The following is a 19,267-nucleotide window of genomic DNA, read 5'->3' as shown; positions in this document are numbered from 1 at the left end:
GCCGCCTGCGCAGACAAAGAGGAATTCCTCGGGCTTGCGGCAGGCAACAGCTTCGTGGGCGGATTGTTCACGTTTTTCAGGAAAGAGGACGTTAAGGAAGGGAATATTCAGAGAGGTCTTCCCGGCGCTGAAAGAGGAGCTTGCATTCTTTGGCTATGACTGGCTCGGCAGGCTTTATTTTGTGGACAGCGCTACCAACAACGTGAAAATGGTCGATGCTTTTGACTGCGAATCCTATGCCACCGATATGCCCTTTGAGACATTCCTTGACGAGATCGTTGATGACCCTGACGGCTTTCTTGCCGCAGCATTCTACGAGGAATGGGCAGACGAAAACGGTGTTCCCGATCTGAAATACAGCAGCTGCACAGGCTGCAAAGTGCCGCTGTTCCTAAACGGAGCGGAAGACACAGACAACCTTGATATCACAGATCTTGAAGTCTACTGGACTATCAGAGGCGAGCTATACAATTAAGGCAATACAAAAAACGGTGACATACAAATGGTGATAAACGATCTGATACCGAAAGACAGATCTGACACGTCTTCTTTCAATATGCTGATGTCTTTAAGGCAACACCGCACAAAGACCGCCTGAAGGCTTTGTACGCAACTTGCTTGCATCTTTTCCGTCATATTACACATTTTTTCCTTGAAATACGGTAGTATTCCTTCGGAAAATCTGTGCAATCTGACGAAAAAGCTGACTGCGCAATTTGCGCACAATCTTCGTGCGGTGTTGCCTTAAGTGATAATGAGATAGATACGATAGTTCCCGAGTTGCTTGAATGGATACAGGACATGAACTGGGTGGTATCTGCATACATGATAAAGGTCCTTGCGTGTCACCGGGGTGTTGTCGAGAAATACTTACCTGATCTGTTAAGGCCTGAGCAGAAAGACGATGAATGGAAAAGAAACATTATAGCGCATCTGCTTACAGAATGGCCTTATTATCCGGACGACATCAGAACGATCACTGAGATAAGAAGGATCGCAGAACACCCTACTGACGGGGAGCGAAATGAATTGGCAGATGAGGCTGCGAAAGAATACCTGAGGCAACACCGCACACAGACCGAAACAAAACAAACACAATGCCCCGGAGCGATATGAAACGCTTCGGGGCATTGTGTTTATTGATGCTGCCGGGGTGGTTCGGGAACAGTGAATAGTGAATAGTGAAGAATGAATAGTGAATAGTATAGGGAAGATGGGTCTTCAGACTGCCGGGGTCTGGGCGGAGAGGGTATCGAGGGAGAGGGTGGCTACACCATTTAGATCCATACCGGCACGTTTACCGGAGATAAAGTCATAGCAGCCCTGGCTTGCTATCATAGCGGCATTATCGCCGCAGTATTTAAGCTCGGGAACATAGAGTCTGAAGCCATGCTCATCGCAGGCTTTCTGCATTGCGGCACGCAGGCCGGAGTTTGCAGACACGCCGCCGGCAACGGCTATCGTCTTATATCCGCCGTTTACGGCTGCCTTTATCGTATTACCGACAAGTATCTCACAGACTGTACGCTGGAAAGATGCTGCGACATCGTCACGGTTTAATTGCTGACCCTTTTGCGAGGCGTTATGGACGAGGTTTATCACTGCCGTTTTAAGGCCTGAGAAGGAGAAATCATACTCACTGCCCTGGACACGGGGGTGGGGGAGGTCGAAAGCGTGGGCATCTCCTCGTTTTGATGCATCGTCGATAAACTTTCCTCCCGGGTATTCAAAGCCGAGGGTACGGGCTGCCTTATCAAAGCACTCGCCGGCTGCGTCGTCTCTTGTACGGCCTATGACCTTATAGTGGGTATAGTCAGTGACTTCGATTATATGCGAATGGCCGCCGGAGGCAACAAGGCAGAGGTAGGGCGGCTCAAGCTCGGGGTGGGAGATATAGTTTGATGCTATATGACCGGCGATATGGTGGACATTGACAAGCGGCACGCCGGATGTAAGAGAGAGCCCCTTTGCAAAGCTGACACCGACGAGCAGCGCACCTATAAGCCCGGGGGCATAGGTTACGCCTATCGCATCTATCTCCGACAGCGAGAGCTTCGCATCGTCGAGAGCCTTCTGCACCACCTGATAGACATTCTCACAGTGGCGTCTTGACGCTATCTCGGGAACGACGCCGCCATAGAGTCTATGCTCGGCTATCTGTGTTGCGACGACGTTTGATACGACCTCACGGCCGTCCTTGACTACTGCTGCGGCTGTTTCGTCGCAGGAGCTTTCTATTCCTAAAACATACATATCGGTTACCTCGCTTATTTTTTATTGGGTCTAATGACAGAATACTTATTTCAAAGGGACACTCTCGTTTCGCTACGGTACGGCCTCGCCTTTCGGCATCGGCTTACCGCAAAGGCGGTCGCACCGTGCCTTTGGCACGGCTCCCTGTTTGCGGCGGTGGGCGGCGAACATTTTCCTTCGTTATGGTGTTTCGTAACCAGAGTTTAGAGCGTTTTTTAACTGTGTTCGCCGCCTTAGTCGGGCTTACGCCCGATATGGAGCTCTGCTCCAAACCACGCAAGGGCTCTGCCCTTGACCCGCAAACTTTTTTTGAGGAAAAAAGTTTGACAAAAAACCTTTTTGTCTTTTTATTCTTGTTTCTGATCATTCGCCGCAGGCGCACAATAATTATGCATTATGCATTCTTAATTCTGCATTTGGCTTTGCTGTCAAGCAAAGCCATATATTCTCTGCATTTCTTTTGAGGGCTCATTTCCCTCGCCGCAGACATAGAGGGGCTTTTCTATTGTGAGGAACGGCTTTGCGCCCTTTTTACCCTCGACAAGCACAAGCCAGGGTGCGCCCTCGGGGTTTTTATGCACTGTACGCAGGCGCTTAGGTTCTATCCCTGCTGCACGCATTGATGAGAAGATATCAGCAAGGCGCTCGGGGCGCTGGCAAAGGCAGAGCCGGCCGCCGAATTTAAGGTTCTTAGCGGCGGCTTTACAGACATCGTCTATCGTACACATGACCTCATGACGTGCGATACTCACAGCCTGCTCGTCGTTCTTAGCGCCTGTACCGCTTATCTTATAGGGAGGGTTACAGGTGATAAGGTCGAGTTCCTTTTCTGACTTATAGTCCTTAAGGTCACAAAGGAGGGGGGTGAGGGTATCGAGAGAGTTTTTTTGCTTTGTCATTTTAAGGAGGTCATGCGCCTTAGGCTGTATCTCGACAGCGTCGATATGCGCAGGGGCGAAGTTTTTTATTGTAAGCAGGGCGACTATGCCGCTGCCGGTACAGAAGTCACACACATAGTCCTTATGTCTGCCGCCTGCGAAGTCTGAGAGCAGGAAAGCGTCTGTGCCGAAGCGGTGCTCTTTACTTATGAATATCTCTATCTTATCGCCGAGCATCTCTGTTGTTATATCGTCATACATTCTTATTTCACCAACACTTTTTTATACATTGCGGCATCTTCCGTAGGCTTTTCATAGAAGGCTTTACGGTAGCCGACGAGCTTGAAGCAGTTTTTCTCATAGAAAGCGACTGCCGCCGTGTTTGAGGGGCGCACTTCGAGAGTGATGACCGAGCAGCCGTCGCAGGCTTTAATGCCGTGGCTTAGCAGCGCCTGGCCGACACCGAGTCTGCGGTACTTAGGGATAACAGCGATATTATTAAGGTCAGCCTCGCCGCTTATGAGCCATATGTTTATAAAGCCCACGATATCGCCGCCTGTTTCGGCTATAAGCGTGCGTGAGAAATTTGTCTCAAGCTCTCTTAAGAACTCTGTCTCGCTCATAGGCTGGGAAAATGCCTGAGCGGATATCTCTGCAAGCGCCTTACAGTCGCCGGGCTGTGCTTGTCTTACGTTTATATTCATTTCTTTACCTCTAAGTATTTTGAGTAGAGCTCGCCTTTTGAATAGGGGGTGACTTTAGCTATCTCACGGCAGGCATCGGCGGCACGCATACCGTTACCTATGAGTGCTTCGACCTGTTCGAGGGCTGACTCTATAGTCTGGGGGGCTTCCTCCTGCAAAGCGGCTGCGCCCTCGATAACGAGCACGAACTCACCACGGGGGGGAGACTGCTTATAGTGCCCGACTGCCTGCGATATAGTAGTACGGAAGACCTCCTCGTGAATTTTAGTAAGCTCCCTGCAAAGGGAGATACGTCTGTCGCCGAAAAATTCGAGCATATCTTCAAGAGTATTGACGAGCTTATGGGGGGCTTCATAGAAGATGAGGGTATTCTCAGTTCTTGCTGCACTTGCAAGCCGGGCAAGGCGCTCTTTTTTGCTCTGCGGCAGGAAGCCCTCGAAGGAAAAATGCGCTGTATCAAGGCCGCTTATGGCAAGGGCTGATACACACGCCACAGGCCCGGGAACGACCGTGACTTTTATACCCTTTTCATAGCAGAGCCTGACAAGACCCTCGCCGGGGTCGGAGATACAGGGCATACCTGCATCTGTGACTATTGCTGCGCTCTCGCCTGAGAGGATACGCTCACAGATACCCTCAGCGACCTGGCCTGCGCTATGCTCGTGGTATGATATGACCGACTTTTTTATACCGAAGTGGTTGAGCAGCTTAAGCGTGACCCTTGTATCCTCAGCGCAGATAAAATCGACGCTTCGCAGTGTCTCGACTGCTCTGTATGTTATATCCGAAAGGTTGCCTATAGGCGTTCCTACTACATAAAGCTCACTCATGTTGTTCCTCTTTTCTTGGAGAAATTGGAATTTATCGGGGCAATACATTGCCGTGGGTGCTATCCCCTCCGCCTGCTTCGCAGGCACCTCCCCTTAGGGGAGGTTGGTGCGCCTCGCTTCGCTCGGCTCTTGCCGCCTATCGGCGGCAGCCGCAAAACGGTCTCAGCGGCTGCGCCGCCTCGACATTTGCGGCGGGGCGGCGAACAATTCGTTCTTCACGGCGCTGTTGTTATCAAAACACTCTGCTGCTTTTATTACTTGTTCGCCGCCCTTGCGCCTACGGCGTTGGGACTCTGTCCCAAACCCTGCTGGGGCTCTGCCCCCGTCCCCGCAAGCCCTTTTTAAGGAAAAGGGCTTGACCCTAAAACCTTCTTGTGTTTTGTTCCCCCACAAATCCCAGTTTATCTTATCATCTCTGCAATCATTTCCAGATCGTGATAGGTAAACAGCTTATCCGTATTACCTCTTATCTTTGCGCTGTTGGGAAGACCCTTGACATACCAGGCGACGTTTTTGCGCATCTCCTTGATGCCCTGCTCCTCGCCTTTGAGCTCGCAGAGGAGTTTACCGTGTTCAAGCATTATCTCGGCCTTGCGTGGAGGGTCGGGCTCGGGGAGGAGCTCACCTGTTTCAAAAAACCTCTTGACCTGCTCAAAGACCCACGGCCTGCCGTAAGAGCCACGGCCTATCATCACAAGGTCGCAGCCGGTCTGCTCATACATAGCCTTACACTCCTGAGGGGTCTTTACATCGCCGTTGCCGATAACGGGGATACTCACCGCAGACTTGACCTGTCTTATGATATCCCAGTCGGCAGAGCCGGAATACATCTGCGTTTTTGTTCTTGCGTGGACGGCTATTGCTGATGCGCCTGCCTGTTCGAGCATTTTTGCAAGCTCAGGGGCGTTTATACTGTCCTTATCCCAGCCGGAGCGTATCTTGACTGTGACGGGGCATTTTGCGTTATCGGCCACCGCTGCTGTTATCGCCGCTGCACGGTCGGGGTCTTTCATAAGCGCAGAGCCGCTGCCGTTTGAGACTATCTTAGGCACGGGGCAGCCCATATTGATATCAATTATATCCGGCTGAAAGTCGTTAAGCATTGCTGCGGCACGACCCATAAACTCAGGCTCCTCGCCGAACAGCTGGAGAGCGCATGGGCGTTCTTCAGCGAGCACACGGCAGAGCTTAGCGGTGTTTTTATCGCCGTAGACAAGACCCTTTGAGGATATCATCTCGCTGATAAGATACGCCGCACCGAAGCGCTTGCACATAAGTCTGTATGCCGCATCTGCCACTGATGCCATTGGGGCGAGGCAGGCGGTCTTTTCTATCTTCACGTTTTTGATATTGATATATTCCATTCTATGACCTCGATTTTCAGTGCTTTTTTGCATACTATTTTCATTATAGCATATTTTGAGAGAAAGAGCAATATAAAGAGGGAAAATGAGAAAAGAAATACAAGAAAAAACGTAATAAAGAACAAAAGACAAAAAGGTTTTTGCCAAGCTTTTTCCTCAAAAAAGCTTGCGGGTATTGTTTTATTCTCGCAAGCTCGAACAAAACGGCAGAGCCCTTGCGTAGTTTGGAGCAGAGCTCCATATCGGGCGCAAGCCCGACCGGGGCGGCGAACACAGTAAGGAACCGCTCAGAACTTTGGGAACGATACACCATAACGAAGGAAAATGTTCGCCGCCCACGCCGCAAACAGGGAGCGCAGCGACCGCTTTTGCGGCAAGCGAAGCGAGGCGAAAGCCGAGCGAAGCGCCGGCGGCCGAAGCCGAAGGGCGAGGCGAAAGCCGAGCGAAGCGCCGGCGGCCGAAGCCGAAGGGCGAGGCCGCAGGCGACCGATGCCGAAAGGCGAGGCCGCCATCCCTCGGGCAGCGAGAGAGTTCCCTTGAATGAAAGCACTCGCACAAGCTGCCTGACACCCCGGGGGGGAGCCTCGCCATTCGGCTTCGGCTTTTTGCCTTGCTGCGCAAGGGCTGCCGCAAATGCGGTCGCACCGTGCCTTTGGCACGGCTCCCTGTTTGCGGCAGTGGGGGCGGCGAACAAATTCGTTCCGGAAGGGGCGTTAAGGCTCGAAGTGCGTGCTGTTTTTTTTACTTGTTCGCCGCCGGGTCGGCGCCGCCGATGTGGGGCCAGCCCCACGCCCTGCTGGGCTCCGCCCAGGCCCGCAAACTTTTTTTGAGGAAAAAAGTTTGACAAAAAACCTTCTTGTGTTTTTATGCTCCTACGTTTTGGCACTCACACGCTTTGGTTTTTTGTCAAACTTTCTGATTATTATTATAGGCAACACCGCCGGGCCACCGGCGGATACCTTTGCACGCCATCCACTTGCAAATTTTCCGTCATATTACCCAAATTTACCTTGAAATACGTTAGTATTCCTGCGGTAAATTTAGCCAATCTGACGAAAAATTTGACTGCGTGTCTGACGTACAATGGCCCAGCGGTGTTGCCTATATTTTTACTCTTTATATCTTACATCTGCATCGACATCGCCGCTGATACCGCTTATATTACATAGTCCCTGCTGCCAATAGGTATACATTCCCTCATAATCTGTCTGCTCGGCGTAGTGTGCAAGCCACACCTCCCGGCTATTATCTTCCTCCCAGAAGCTTTCAAGGAAGCTCTTACTGCTATAAAGAACTGCCTTATAGCCGTTTTGCTCGATGACCTCACGGAATGCGTCATAGCAGAGGTTAAGGTCATGGATACTCATTCCATAGCGCTGGAAGCGGTCAAAGCTCTCCCAGTCAAAGGCTACGGGCAGCTGGAGCTCACGGCCTGCGAGCTTATCTACTACCCACTGTGCGTGCTCTTTCGCTTCCTCGGGGGAGGAGCAGGAGCTATAGAAATACACGCCCGTATCAAGGCCTGCGTCTATTGCGCCGGTGAGGTTTTTCTGGAAGTTCTCATCGGGGTAGATATTATCCGAGTGGTGCGCCGCCCTCACAAAGACGAAGCTGCAGCCGGCGTTCTTAACGGCCTTAAAGTCGATATCGCCCTGCCAGTAGCTGACGTCTATACCGACATCGGCGGTGTCTGACGAATAGGCCTGCTTAAAGTCGGCAAAGTCGCTTTTTGGGATATCGGTACGACCCTGGGGGAGAGTATCGACGACGCTTACGGTAGCGGTCTTGGTGGTGGTGTTGCCGCTTGAATCCTTAAGCGTCAGTATGATATCGTAGTCGCCGGGGGTCTTGGTATCGACTGTGCCCTCATAGCTGACTGCAGGGGCTTTATCGAAGTTATCGCCGAAGCCTGTATTGATATTCGGGTCAAACCCCGAGCCGGTATGCACGGTTATTACGTCCGGGCAATAGATAAACACAGGCGCTGTGGTATCGGCAACGGTATACTTTATCGTCTTTTCCTCACCGCCGAAGCTGACTGTGAGCTTATGCGTCCCCACCGAATCGGTCGGGACGAGCGCATCGCCGTCGTCGGGGGCGACTGTACAGTCTTCAAGCCAGTCGGAGACGGTGAGCTTCTGATAGACCTCTAAGGTATCCTTATAGGAATACTCTATCTTAGGCTTTTTAGGCTTTTTCTTCGTGGTCACCGCCGTGGTCGTGGCTGCGGTGGTGGTAGTAGTCGTTTCTACGGGCTGCTCGGTGACGGCGGCGGTCGTCTGCTCCACGGTGCTCACGGCATCGGGGTTATCGGATATCTTATCACCGCAGCCGGTCAGCAGCAGTGCGAGTACTACGGATAGGTATTTGCTTTTCATTCTTTCACCTTACAATTTATGATCTGGCGCTCCCTGAAATATCAAAGCCAAGAGAAAAACTTACGGGAGTTATTTCAGTGTGCGGTCTATCCACTTGATCATACCGGAGATATTATCCTCACGCTTTTCAACGAAATCTCTGATACACTGTGAGGAAGCATAGCCGCCGCTTAAGGCCTCGTCCTTTGAGCCTGTATCGGGATATCTGTCAAAGAACTGCTCATAGAGGGGGCCATACTCGCTCTCATAACTGTCGAGGGCGGCAAGGAGGGTATCCTTTTTATAGATGCCGTTTGAAAGGCCTTCGAGCTTATCGCAGAAATCCTTCTTGAAGTCGTCGTTTGTCATGAGGTATGCATAGCAGAGCACGGCAGGGTTATTGGTGTCCATATCGAGCAGGCCGTTACGCTTATAGTTATCCTCCTTGACGGTGTTGGTGAAGGCATCGCTCTTACCGCTGACGCCGCCGAACTCCATATCATAGAACAAAAATCTCCATCTGCCATCGGCGTACTCGTTGCTTTCATCGACCTCGGCGGTCTTCCACATCGACCAGTTCTTGCCCGGCCAGTCCCACTTATTATTTATCCAGACCTCGGCGAGGAAGTAGTCACGCACGCTGTCAACATCGACGAGTTTTGAGAATTCCTCATAGTCTTCCTTGCTCTTAAGGTCATCGTGGGTCTTGAAGAAATCCTTAAGGTCTTTAAAGAAGTAATCCTCGTTCTCGCCCTCGGGCAGCTTGCCCTCATCGAGCTTATAGCCCGACTTATACTCCTCAGCATCGCCCTTATAGATAACTACCTGCTTATCGTCAACGCCGTAGTGGTCTTCAAAATAGTTATCAGAGTAGTCTTCTTCAAGGACATATAGACCCCAGTACTCGCCGTTTAAGTATACCACGCAGGGGCGTGATGCCTTTGTCGAGCAGTCAAGCGACTGGCTTACGTCCTGCCAATAGGTATCGTTGAATTTTGCCGTGAATGCGCAGTTGCCGCCGGCACGCAGGGTGAGTGTCTTGAAGCTCTCAAGTTTATTGCCGTCCTTATCAGTTGCCTTGCCCTTGAAGACATCGCCCTCGAACTTCTTCTCGCCGTAGTCCTTCTTAGCGTAGAGGCGCAGACCCTTTACAAGGTCGGAGCGTGAGTAGTTGCCCTGTATCCTTATGCCGCAGTCCTGCGATATGAGCTGTGTGGTGCTGTCGGGTGACATCTCGAAGAAGTTGACATGGCAGGGGCGCTCCCACTCCTTGCCACGGCCTTTATAGTTGGCATCTATCCCCTTTCGTGCTGTCTCGCCGTCGGTATTTAATTCACCGCTGTCAAGCTGCTTTTTGAAGTCATTCTCAAACAGGTCGCCCTTGACATAGATGCCCTTAGCGCTGTCAAAGAAGTTATCAAAGTCGGTACTGATGCTGACAACTGCAAGGGTGCCGCCGCAGGCCTTGGCACTCTCGGCAAGACCCTTGATATGCTCCTCGGCTGTTCCTATATAGTAGGTCTGAGTTTCAGTAGGCGACCATTTACCGTCCTTATCCTGAGCGGAGGCCCTTATGACTGTACACTTATCGACCTTATCGTCAGCAGGGGCTTCCTTTTCGCAGACGAAGGTCTTGGATTCATAGTCTATCTTATTGAAATTGCCGGAGATAAGCGTCGGGGAGACTGCCGAGACTACGTTTTTGTCGCCTGCACGGCTCTTTATCTCTATCTTATCGGTATATTCCATTCTTGTGCTGCTCGCTGCAGGGTCGGAGCCGTCGGTGGTATAGTAGACCTTACCCTCGCCGCAGTCAAGGGTGAGGTCAAAGGCCTTATCATACACGCCTCCCTCGGCTGAGAACTTGACACGGCTCTCGTTACGCTCGGCATCGGCAGATGAGTCGTCGTCTTTGGAGCTGTCATCAGCAGAGCTTTCATCATCAGAGGAGGTGTCGGGCTTATCCTCGGTCTTTACTGATGATGAGCTGTCGGAGGCTGAAGATGAGCCGGAGGAGGAGTATGATCTATTACAGCCTGCGAGAGAAAAGGTAATGGCAAGCGCCATTACAAGGCTGAGTGTTCGGGTCTTCTTCATAAGCGATCTTCCTTTCGTTATCTTATATATGGGTTTAATATCTTTGCATATGTTAAGTGTATCGCCTAAATCTTCGTTTCCATAAACCTTGCAAGCTCGCCTGACCTGCCGTGTGCCACTGTGACTGTGACCGAGCAGCCGGCTGTGAGCAGTGTACGCATGACAAGGTCGCAGCAGACCCTGTTGGGGCTGTTACTGTCGCCGAAGCCTGCGTCTGTTGCTGTGAGTATTATCACGGGGCAGGGGCGCTTTATAAGTCTTGCGGCATCGAGCAGACCCTGAACGAACGGATAGCCGGGCTCGGACGTTCTGATACCGCTCTGTCTTAAATGGCGTATAAAGCCGTTATAGTAGAGCACGGCGTGGTACTCGCCCTTTCCCTGTGAGGGGGAGGCTCTGCCTATAGACATTATGATACAGCTGCCTGAATGGAACTGAAAAAACTTATCTATACTTGTGCCCTCCGGGAAGGGCGATAATGTGAAATTTTTGATACCGTTCATAACACTCACTCCAAATACAATTATACTTTTTAGCAAATACAAAGTCAATACAAGGGAAAAAGCATAATAGGATATGATAAATTATTTGATGTTTTATACAATATGCAACGGGGCGTTCGTGGCAGTTTGCACAATGCTTTTTTCAGGTAACAGGTCACATTGGCGGACGGATATAAGATCTGCGAAGATAAACCCGGCTGTATGGGGAAAATACATATTATCATATTGATTATTTGGCTGTTCTGGTGTATAATGAAAGGGAACGATATATTTATGGAGGAAATGTGATAATGTCTACTATTTGCGCAATATCTACTCCGCTCGGGGTCGGGGGGATAGCTGTTATAAGAATAAGCGGCGAGGGAGCTCTGGCGGCGGCTGAGAGGGTGTTTTATCCCTTTGCTGACAAGGCAGTGAGCAGCATGGAGGGCTACACCTGCGCCTACGGAGAGGTAAGGGACAAGGACGGCAGGACGGTAGATGATGCCGTACTCACCGTATTCAGAGCGCCCAAGTCTTACACCGGGGAGGACGTCTGCGAGATATCCTGCCACGGGGGGATATACGTCACAAAGAAGATACTGCGCCTTTGCATAGAGGCCGGCTGCGAGCCGGCAATGGCAGGGGAATTCACAAAGAGGGCGTTTATAAACGGCAAGCTGTCGCTGACACAGGCCGAGGCAGTGTCGGATATGCTGAGCGCTGAGGGCGACTATGCGCTTTCATCGGCGGCGCTTGCAAGAAAGGGCAGGCTGTATGCCGACATCAAGAAGATAAGCGACAGCCTGATAAAGAGTCTCGGCGAGCTGGCGGCGTGGGTGGACTACCCTGAGGAGGACATTCCCGAGGTGGACGAGAGCGAGCTGCTTGAAACGCTCAAGGAAAACAGAAAAGCACTAAAGCGGCTGCTCAGAGACTACGACAGCGGCATGATAATCAAAAACGGCGTAGACACGGTCATCGCAGGGAAGCCTAATGTCGGCAAATCAACGCTTATGAATCTACTGCTTGGGTATGACCGCTCGATAGTTACCGACATTGCAGGAACGACGAGAGACGTAATAGAAGAGAGCGTGCGGCTGGGGGCTGTGACCTTACGGATATCCGACACGGCAGGGATACACGGAACTGATGACACGGTGGAAAAAATGGGCGTGGAGCTTGCAAAGAGCAGGCTTGAAGAATGCAGGCTCATCATCGCTGTGTTTGACATATCATCACCGCTTGATGATGAGGACAGGGAGCTGCTCGACTTTATCGCAGGGCTTAAAAAGAAGACCGTCATCGTGCTCAACAAGACGGACAAGGCGCAGGCGGCGGACAGGACGGAGTTTGAGAGATACTCGGACAACATCATCGCTATAAGTGCAGGCTCGGGCGAGGGGCGTGAGGAGCTTTCGGGAATGATAGAGACTATGTTCACGCCGGAGGACTACAACGCCGACAGTACCGTTTTTGCAAACGAGAGACAGAAGATGTGCGCCGAGAGGGCTTTGGAATGCATCGAGGACGCTGTCAGGGCACTCGAAGCAGGATTGACGCTCGACGCTGTGACCGTTACTGTAGACAGGGCGGCTGAACACCTTGCGGAGCTGACGGGAGAGAAGGCAGGAGAAGCCGTGGTAAATGAAGTGTTTGCAAAGTTCTGTGTGGGAAAATAAAAAATAATAAAAGATAAACAGTAATAAAGAACATAGGGGCAAAAAGGTTTTTTGTCAAACTTTTTTCCTCAAAAAAAGTTTGCGGGTATTGTTTTATTCTCGCAAGCTCGAACAAAACGGCAGAGCCCTTGCGTAGATTGTTTCATTCTCGCAAGCTCGACTGAAACGGAGCAGAGCTCCATATCGGCGGAGCCGACTTAGGCGGCGAACAGGGAGCCGTGCCGAAGGCACGGTGCGGCCGCATTTGCGGCAAGCGAAGCGAGGCGACAGCCGAGCGAAGCGCCGGCGGCCGATGCCGAATGGCGAGGCCGCCCCCACCCCCCCCCCGGAGAGAAGGAGCAGAAAATGAGAAAGAACCAAAAGAGAACAATGCACTTGGCGCTGATAGCTTGCCTTGCGGCGACACTGACGATGAACGCTGCATTGACGGCTCGGTGCGCAGATAATGCAAATAAAAAGGAGGAATGTGCTATGCTGCCTGTGGGTGAAGGACTTGAAGCAGTGGCAGAAAATGCTGTGAAGGCACCGATAGTGTTTGAAAAGCTGTCGCTTTCGGAAAACTGGTGCGAGGCGGAAAGCCGGGAGTATGAACTCGTGTGGGACGGGAAGGACTTTGTCTGCTCGCTCTACTACGGCCGCTGGAACGATGACGAGGAGCGTGAGGAGTGCCTTGAAAAACGTGTCACGCTCGGAAAGGCGGATTATGAAGGCTTCTGCGAGGGGCTCGGCAAATGGGGCGTAAGAGGGTGGCTCGGGCAGTCATACAGCAACCCAGATGTGCTCGACGGCGAGGGCTTCCACCTGTCGATAGAAATAGGCGGAAAGAAACACTGGTCGGGCGGCTCCAACTCATGGCCGGAGGGATACAGGGAGTTCGATGAGGGACTACAGGCTTTCTTTAAGTGACTGTTTGTGCATTTTGCATTGAATTGCCCCCCGATTTTTTACGGGAAATGTACTATAATTTTAAGACAAAATACTTGTCTTTGGCAGAAAAATATGTTATAATTGTAGCAACTAAACGTTTTCGTAAATAATACTTACTATTTAAAATACACAAAGGGGTACTGAAAAATGGCTAAGGTCGAGAGGGAGTTTGATTTTAAGGGCGTGAAGACTGTGCGCCTTGAAGCAGGAGGCTACACGGCTGTCATAGCATACAGCATGGGCAGCTCGGTGCTGAGACTCAGAAACGAGGAAAAGAAGACCGAGGTGTTCCGCTATAAGGACGAGATAACAGCAGAGCAGATAAACGAAGCAAGAGAGATATGGGGACTGCCTACACTCTATCTGCCGAACCGCTTTGACAGGGGAGTGCTTAAGACCTCTGATGCGGTATATCATCTGCCGATAAATGAAAAGGATCTTGAGAACTTCATTCACGGCTTTGTTCACAAGAGAGAGCACAAGGTAGAGCTGTGCGAGGTACAGGGCGACAAGGCAGTATGCAGGACTTACTATGATTTTGACGAGGGGGACGAGATGTTTAGATATCTCCCTCTTGAATTCAGGATAAGCTACACATTCACGCTGAGCAGTGAGGGACTTTTACAGGAGATAGAGCTTGAAAGCAAGGCTGACAAGGCTTTGCCGGTATCGGTATGCACTCACACCTGCATAAATGCTCCGATAACTGACGGCGGCGACGAGGCGAAGCTGTTCTTTGAGGTGCCGGTGGTAAAGAAGTGCGTACTTGATGAGAGATGTCTGCCGACTGAGGAATTGGCAGAGCTTTCAGATTACGACAAGCAGTACAAGAGCGGCGATATGCAGGCAGTCTGCCACGACATTTCAAACGATATGTACACAGCAGGAGAGACGACCCTTGACGGCAAGCCTTTCTACGGCATTATCATAACCGACAGGCAGTCGGGCAGAAAGATAATAAACGAAGTTTCCGGAGAATTCAAGTTCTGGAATATGTGGAACCACTGCGGCGACAAGGGGTACTTCTGCCCCGAGCCTATGACAGCCATGATAAACTCGCCGAACCTGAGTCTGCCGGGAGAGGTATCGGGCTACACTGAGCTTCAAAAGGGCGAGGTGTTCAGGTGCTGGCAGAGGTTTGAGGTGCTCTGAGCAATGCATGATCGAGGTATCGCTTCTGTGCATGGTGTCGTATGAGCGGAAATTATAAAGAAAACAAGCCCTTTGGCTTGATATAAACAAAAAAGATAAAAACAAGAGACAACAAGCGAGGAAAACAAAATGAAAAACAGAAAATTCTTAGCATTGCTCGCAGCATTTTGCTGTGCGGTGCTTGTTTCCTGCGGAGATGTAAAGGACAGCAGCAAAAAGGATACGGCTGCTTCTTCGTCACAGGTGCAGGAAGCAAATGAAAGCAAGAGCGGTGACAGCTCGTCTGAAAATGAGCAGCAGGACAGCGAAAGCGAGGCTGAAGATCTCTCAAAGGGAGACATATACGAGCGTGCGCACGAGGTCGCTTTTAAATGGTGCGGCTTTATGGCAAAGGAAGACACTGAGTCTGCCAAGGCGCTGTGTACTGACGAATTTGCAGCAGAGCTTGATGATCTGTATCAGAAGTTCTTTTCTGTATACAAGGCGGATTCTACAAACGGTTTAGATTACGATCTGGAAGACGAGCCGTACATAGGCATAAACCTCAGGTTTTCAGAGAATGATACTTCGCTTGGATATGTAAGAGTTTCGGCAGATGCTGATAATGACAAATACCTTATCGACGGGTTTTATATGCGTGATAACGATGACAAGCCCGTAGAGTATCTGGACTACTATTGCTCTTTATATACAAAAGCACACGCACAGTGGCTGCTTGTAAAGACAAACGAACGGTTCAAGGACGCTAAAATACCTGACGGGGAATACAGAAGGGGCGACGGCAGCGAAGCCGTAGCTATCGCAAAGGAAGTTATGGAAGCCGCTCCTGCAATGTTCTCTATAAAAGAGGTAATAAACCCTGAGAGTATAGACTATACATTTACCGTTGAAGGCGGCCTTATCACCGAGGCATCGCTGACATATGAATACAGTCACAAGTCGTATTCGGCGGAATACACAGCATGACCTTAAGTTTTTAAGCCGCAAGGCTTGATATGAATAAGTAAATGTTCGGAGTGAGAAAAGAGGAGGCAAGTGCTATGGATAACCCGATATTAGCAGTTATCGTTATAGCCGCAGCCTTGATACTTGCGCTTTTCGGTGCGGCAGATATGTCAAAAACAGTCTACACCTGCGAAAAATGCGGTCATCGCTTCCGTGCGACGTGGTATAAGTTTTATCTAAGCGGTCACTACGGCGAGGACAAGGTGCTCAGATGCCCCAAATGCGGCAAAAGAAGCAGATGTGTGGTGTCTTACGATCAGAAGCTGTGATAAGGAGGCGATGATATGCCGAATATTATACCTATAACAGACCTGAATAATTATGCGGGAGTATTGCAGGAGGTCGCAGTAGGTTCACCTGTATTCCTTACTAAGGACGGCAGGGGGAAATACGCAATAGTTGATATTTCCGAGCAGGAGGAATATGAAAAGACCAAAGCGGCTTTACAGCTTATGTGCGAGCTTGAAAAGGGAAGAAGATCGGCAGAGGAGAGCGGCTATATCTCATCTGATGATGTGAGAGCGCATTTTAGGGATAAAAAGCTATGAATAATGTTAGCTATTCGCCAATGGCGCAAAACGATCTTGACGAGATATGGGAGTATATCGCACTAAACCTGAATGCCCCCGATGCGGCTATGAATACCGTCAATGGGATACTTGATGCCGTTGACAGGCTCAAAGACCATTCAAAGCTCGGTGCGCCGCTGTATTTTGAGGGCGGTCTTTTCAGCGGATACAGGTATGTTTCATATAATGAATATCTTGCATTTTATCGCATTAGCGGAGATGATGTCAGAGTTGACAGAGTTATCTACGGCAGAAGAGATTATATGAGAGTATTGTTTGGTGAGCTGTAAGCGTGAGCTCTTTTTAATCGTAATTAAGCCCTACGGCTTAATATAAAAAAGTGAATTTTTGCACCTTGTATAAATGTGATGCACAAATTGTGCATTGTGCATTGTGCATTGTGCATTGTTAAGGAAAGGTGGAAATTTATTATGAAGTTTGGTTTCTTCGATGACGTGAACAAGGAATACGTCATCACCAACCCGAGAACTCCCTATCCGTGGATAAACTATCTCGGCACACAGGAGTTTTTCTCACTCATCTCGAATACCGCAGGCGGTTACAGCTTCTTCAAGGACGCAAGACTCAGGAGAATAACAAGATACCGCTACAACAACGTACCCGTTGACATGGGCGGCAGATACTTCTACATCAACGACGGCGAAACAGTATGGAGCCCGGGCTGGAGCCCTGTAAAGACTGAGCTTGACAGCTATTCCTGCCGTCACGGTATCGGCTATACCATTATCAAGGGCGAGAAAAACGGTATCAGCGCCGAGGTGACATTCTTCGTTCCTCAGAACTTTAACGGCGAGGTACAGAAGATGATACTCAAAAATACCACAGATAAGGAAAAGAGCTTTAAGCTCTTCTCATTCCTTGAATGGTGTCTCTGGAACGCACAGGACGACGGCGAGAACTTCCAGAGAAACTTCAACACAGGTGAGGTAGAGATCGAGGGCTCGACTATCTTCCACAAAACAGAATACAAGGAGAGAAGAGATCACTTTGCATTCTACACTGTAAATACTGATATCTGCGGCTATGATACCGACAGAGAAACATTTATGGGTCTTTATAACGGCTTTGCAAACCCGCAGGCTGTATTTGCAGGCAAGTCAAACAACTCTGTTGCTGACGGCTGGTCGCCTATCGCATCTCACTGCGTAGACATCAAGCTCGCTCCCGGTGAGGAGAAGGCTTTAGTATTCCTTCTTGGCTACGTTGAGAACGGAGAGAACAAGTGGAACGCTGACGGCTCGATGAACAAGAGCAAGGCTTATGCTATGATAGAGGCTATGAACACAGCTGAGAAGGCTGACAAGGCTCTTGAAGAATTAAAGGCAAGCTGGGAAGCACTTCTTTCACAGTATCATGTTGAGACAAACGATGAGAAGCTCAACAGAATGGTAAACATCTGGAACCAGTATCAGTGCATGGTCACATTCAATATGTCAAGATCTGCTTCCTACTTTGAGAGCGGCATCGGCAGAGGCATGGGCTTCAGAGATTCCAACCAGGATCTTTTAGGCTTCGTTCACCAGATACCCGACAGAGCAAGAGAGCGTATCCTTGACCTTGCTGCTACACAGTTTGAGGACGGCGGCTGCTATCACCAGTATCAGCCTCTCACAAAGAAGGGCAACGACGCTATCGGCGGCGACTTCTCTGATGACCCGCTGTGGATGATACTTTCTACTGCTCAGTACATCAAGGAGACAGGCGACTGGACTATACTTGACGAGCAGGTGCCTTACGACAACGACGAGAGCAAGGCACAGTCGATGATGCATCACTTAAAGATGAGCTTCTGGCACGTTGCTAACTTTGTAGGCCCTCACGGTCTGCCGCTCGCTATGCGTGCAGACTGGAACGACTGCATCAACCTTTCCTGCCACTCTGACACACCCGGTGAGAGCTTCCAGACATACACATCGCCTAAGTACGGCGAGCAGAAGTTCAGCCGTGTTGCTGAGTCTGTAATGGTTGCCTGCATGATGAGCTACATAGGACCTGAGTACGTTGCACTCTGCAAGGCAAAGGGTCTTGATGACGAGGCTGCAAAGGCACAGGCTGAGATAGACAAGATGAACGAGAACACCTTAAAGTACGCCTGGGACGGCGAGTGGTTCCTCCGTGCATATGATGACTTCGGCGAGAAGATGGGCTCGAAGGACTGCGAGGAAGGCAAGATATTCATCGAGCCGCAGGGCTTCGCTGTTATGGGCGGTCTTGGCAAGGAGAGCGGCAAGGATATCATCACGCTCAACTCTGTAAAGAAGTATCTTGACTCTAAGTACGGTCTTGTACTCAACAACCCTGCATTCACAAAGTACTACAAGCAGTACGGTGAGATATCGACATATCCCGCAGGCTACAAGGAGAACGCAGGTATCTTCTGCCACAACAACGCATGGATAATCTGCGCTGAGGCTGCTGCTGGCCGTGGCGACCAGGCATTTGAATACTATTCCAAGATAGCTCCTGCTTATCTTGAAGACATATCCGACCTGCACAGGACTGAGCCCTACGTTTACGCTCAGATGATCGCAGGCAAGGACGCAAGCAGACACGGCGAGGCTAAGAACAGCTGGCTGACAGGTACTGCTGCATGGAACTTCGTAGCTATATCGCAGTTCATCTTAGGTATCATACCTGACTACGACGGTCTTAAGATCGACCCGTCTATCCCTGAGAGCTGGGACGGCTTCAAGGTTACAAGAAAGTTCAGAGGCAACACCTACAACATCACTATCACAAACCCCGATCACATCAGCAAGGGTATCAAGAGCGTTACCTGCGACGGCGTGAAGGTAAGCGGCAATGTTCTCCCTGTATTCGATGCAGGCACAGAGCACGTTGTTGAGGTAGTAATGGGCTGAGGCCAAGGCTTTTCAGCTTAAAGACAGGATATGATAACAGGCTCGGAAAAGCAAAACTTCCGGGTCTGTTTTTTTATGCAGAGGC

General features: G+C 50.3%; 18 protein-coding genes. 10 read left to right on the top strand and 8 right to left on the bottom strand.

All coding sequences use genetic code 11. The features are described 5' to 3' along the window. Positions 1-34: 34 nt before the first annotated feature. Together CD05_RS20095 and CD05_RS18930 are read left to right on the top strand one after the other, a co-directional pair. On the top strand, positions 35-475 hold the full coding sequence (locus CD05_RS20095) for a hypothetical protein (RefSeq protein WP_028511094.1): 441 nt from the start codon (positions 35-37) through the stop codon (positions 473-475). Positions 476-684: 209 nt separating this feature from the next. Then, positions 685-1,116, top strand: a complete 432-nt coding sequence (locus CD05_RS18930) for a DUF5071 domain-containing protein (RefSeq protein ID WP_051589052.1) — start codon at positions 685-687, stop codon at positions 1,114-1,116. Positions 1,117-1,221: 105 nt separating this feature from the next. Here the strand turns inward: CD05_RS18930 and tsaD are convergent, their stop codons facing one another. The 8 genes from tsaD to CD05_RS0114510 all read right to left on the bottom strand — a co-directional run bounded on the left by tsaD (position 1,222) and on the right by CD05_RS0114510 (position 10,986). After that, positions 1,222-2,253, bottom strand: a complete 1,032-nt coding sequence (tsaD, locus tag CD05_RS0114550) for a tRNA (adenosine(37)-N6)-threonylcarbamoyltransferase complex transferase subunit TsaD (protein WP_028511093.1) — start codon at positions 2,251-2,253, stop codon at positions 1,222-1,224. A gap of 428 nt (positions 2,254-2,681) precedes the next feature. After that, positions 2,682-3,392, bottom strand: coding sequence for a methyltransferase (locus tag CD05_RS0114545; RefSeq protein ID WP_037323063.1), 711 nt, complete (start codon positions 3,390-3,392; stop codon positions 2,682-2,684). 2 nt (positions 3,393-3,394) lie between these two features. Then, positions 3,395-3,835: a ribosomal protein S18-alanine N-acetyltransferase gene (rimI, locus tag CD05_RS0114540; RefSeq protein ID WP_037323062.1), complete on the bottom strand. Its 441-nt coding sequence runs from the start codon at positions 3,833-3,835 to the stop codon at positions 3,395-3,397. Next, positions 3,832-4,665 carry a 16S rRNA (cytidine(1402)-2'-O)-methyltransferase gene (gene rsmI / locus CD05_RS0114535; protein ID WP_028511090.1) on the bottom strand — a complete coding sequence of 278 codons (834 nt, stop codon included), beginning with the start codon at positions 4,663-4,665 and terminating at the stop codon, positions 3,832-3,834. The genes rimI and rsmI overlap by 4 nt, the downstream gene beginning before the upstream one ends. A 401-nt stretch (positions 4,666-5,066) precedes the next feature. Continuing rightward, entirely contained in the window at positions 5,067-6,029 is a 963-nt protein-coding gene (dusB, locus tag CD05_RS0114530; protein ID WP_037323060.1) for a tRNA dihydrouridine synthase DusB, read from the bottom strand. 1,109 nt (positions 6,030-7,138) lie between these two features. Beyond that, positions 7,139-8,407, bottom strand: coding sequence for a GH25 family lysozyme (locus CD05_RS0114520; protein WP_028511087.1), 1,269 nt, complete (start codon positions 8,405-8,407; stop codon positions 7,139-7,141). 69 nt (positions 8,408-8,476) lie between these two features. Then, a complete protein-coding gene (locus tag CD05_RS0114515; protein ID WP_028511086.1) occupies positions 8,477-10,483 on the bottom strand; it encodes a CotH kinase family protein in 2,007 nt (668 codons plus the stop codon). A 65-nt stretch (positions 10,484-10,548) separates the two neighbouring features. After that, complete coding sequence (locus tag CD05_RS0114510) at positions 10,549-10,986, bottom strand: hypothetical protein (RefSeq protein ID WP_028511085.1); 438 nt, start codon at positions 10,984-10,986, stop codon at positions 10,549-10,551. Positions 10,987-11,276: 290 nt separating this feature from the next. On the opposite strand from CD05_RS0114510, the gene mnmE reads away from it, so the two are divergent. From mnmE to CD05_RS0114465, 8 genes are all read left to right on the top strand, one after another. Further along, a complete protein-coding gene (gene mnmE / locus CD05_RS0114500; RefSeq protein WP_028511084.1) occupies positions 11,277-12,647 on the top strand; it encodes a tRNA uridine-5-carboxymethylaminomethyl(34) synthesis GTPase MnmE in 1,371 nt (456 codons plus the stop codon). 345 nt (positions 12,648-12,992) lie between these two features. Next, complete coding sequence (locus CD05_RS0114495; RefSeq protein WP_028511083.1) at positions 12,993-13,553, top strand: hypothetical protein; 561 nt, start codon at positions 12,993-12,995, stop codon at positions 13,551-13,553. A 168-nt stretch (positions 13,554-13,721) separates the two neighbouring features. Beyond that, on the top strand, positions 13,722-14,726 hold the full coding sequence (locus CD05_RS0114490; protein ID WP_028511082.1) for an aldose 1-epimerase: 1,005 nt from the start codon (positions 13,722-13,724) through the stop codon (positions 14,724-14,726). 129 nt (positions 14,727-14,855) lie between these two features. Further along, positions 14,856-15,692 (top strand): hypothetical protein, encoded by an 837-nt coding sequence (locus tag CD05_RS0114485; protein ID WP_028511081.1) that lies wholly within the window; start codon positions 14,856-14,858, stop codon positions 15,690-15,692. Positions 15,693-15,766: 74 nt separating this feature from the next. Beyond that, a complete protein-coding gene (locus CD05_RS18920) occupies positions 15,767-16,000 on the top strand; it encodes a hypothetical protein (RefSeq protein WP_037323057.1) in 234 nt (77 codons plus the stop codon). Between the two features lie 15 nt (positions 16,001-16,015). Next, positions 16,016-16,279, top strand: a complete 264-nt coding sequence (locus tag CD05_RS0114475; protein WP_028511080.1) for a type II toxin-antitoxin system prevent-host-death family antitoxin — start codon at positions 16,016-16,018, stop codon at positions 16,277-16,279. Further along, positions 16,276-16,590: a type II toxin-antitoxin system RelE/ParE family toxin gene (locus tag CD05_RS0114470; RefSeq protein WP_028511079.1), complete on the top strand. Its 315-nt coding sequence runs from the start codon at positions 16,276-16,278 to the stop codon at positions 16,588-16,590. Before CD05_RS0114475 ends, CD05_RS0114470 begins: the two co-directional genes overlap by 4 nt. A gap of 141 nt (positions 16,591-16,731) precedes the next feature. Further along, positions 16,732-19,182 carry a glycosyl hydrolase family 65 protein gene (locus CD05_RS0114465; protein ID WP_028511078.1) on the top strand — a complete coding sequence of 817 codons (2,451 nt, stop codon included), beginning with the start codon at positions 16,732-16,734 and terminating at the stop codon, positions 19,180-19,182. Positions 19,183-19,267 lie beyond the last annotated feature (85 nt).

Origin of the sequence: Ruminococcus sp. NK3A76 (genome assembly GCF_000686125.1) — a bacterium.
In the GTDB taxonomy this organism is placed as follows: Bacteria; Bacillota; Clostridia; order Oscillospirales; family Ruminococcaceae; genus NK3A76.
This window is presented reverse-complemented; position numbering and strand designations above follow the sequence as displayed.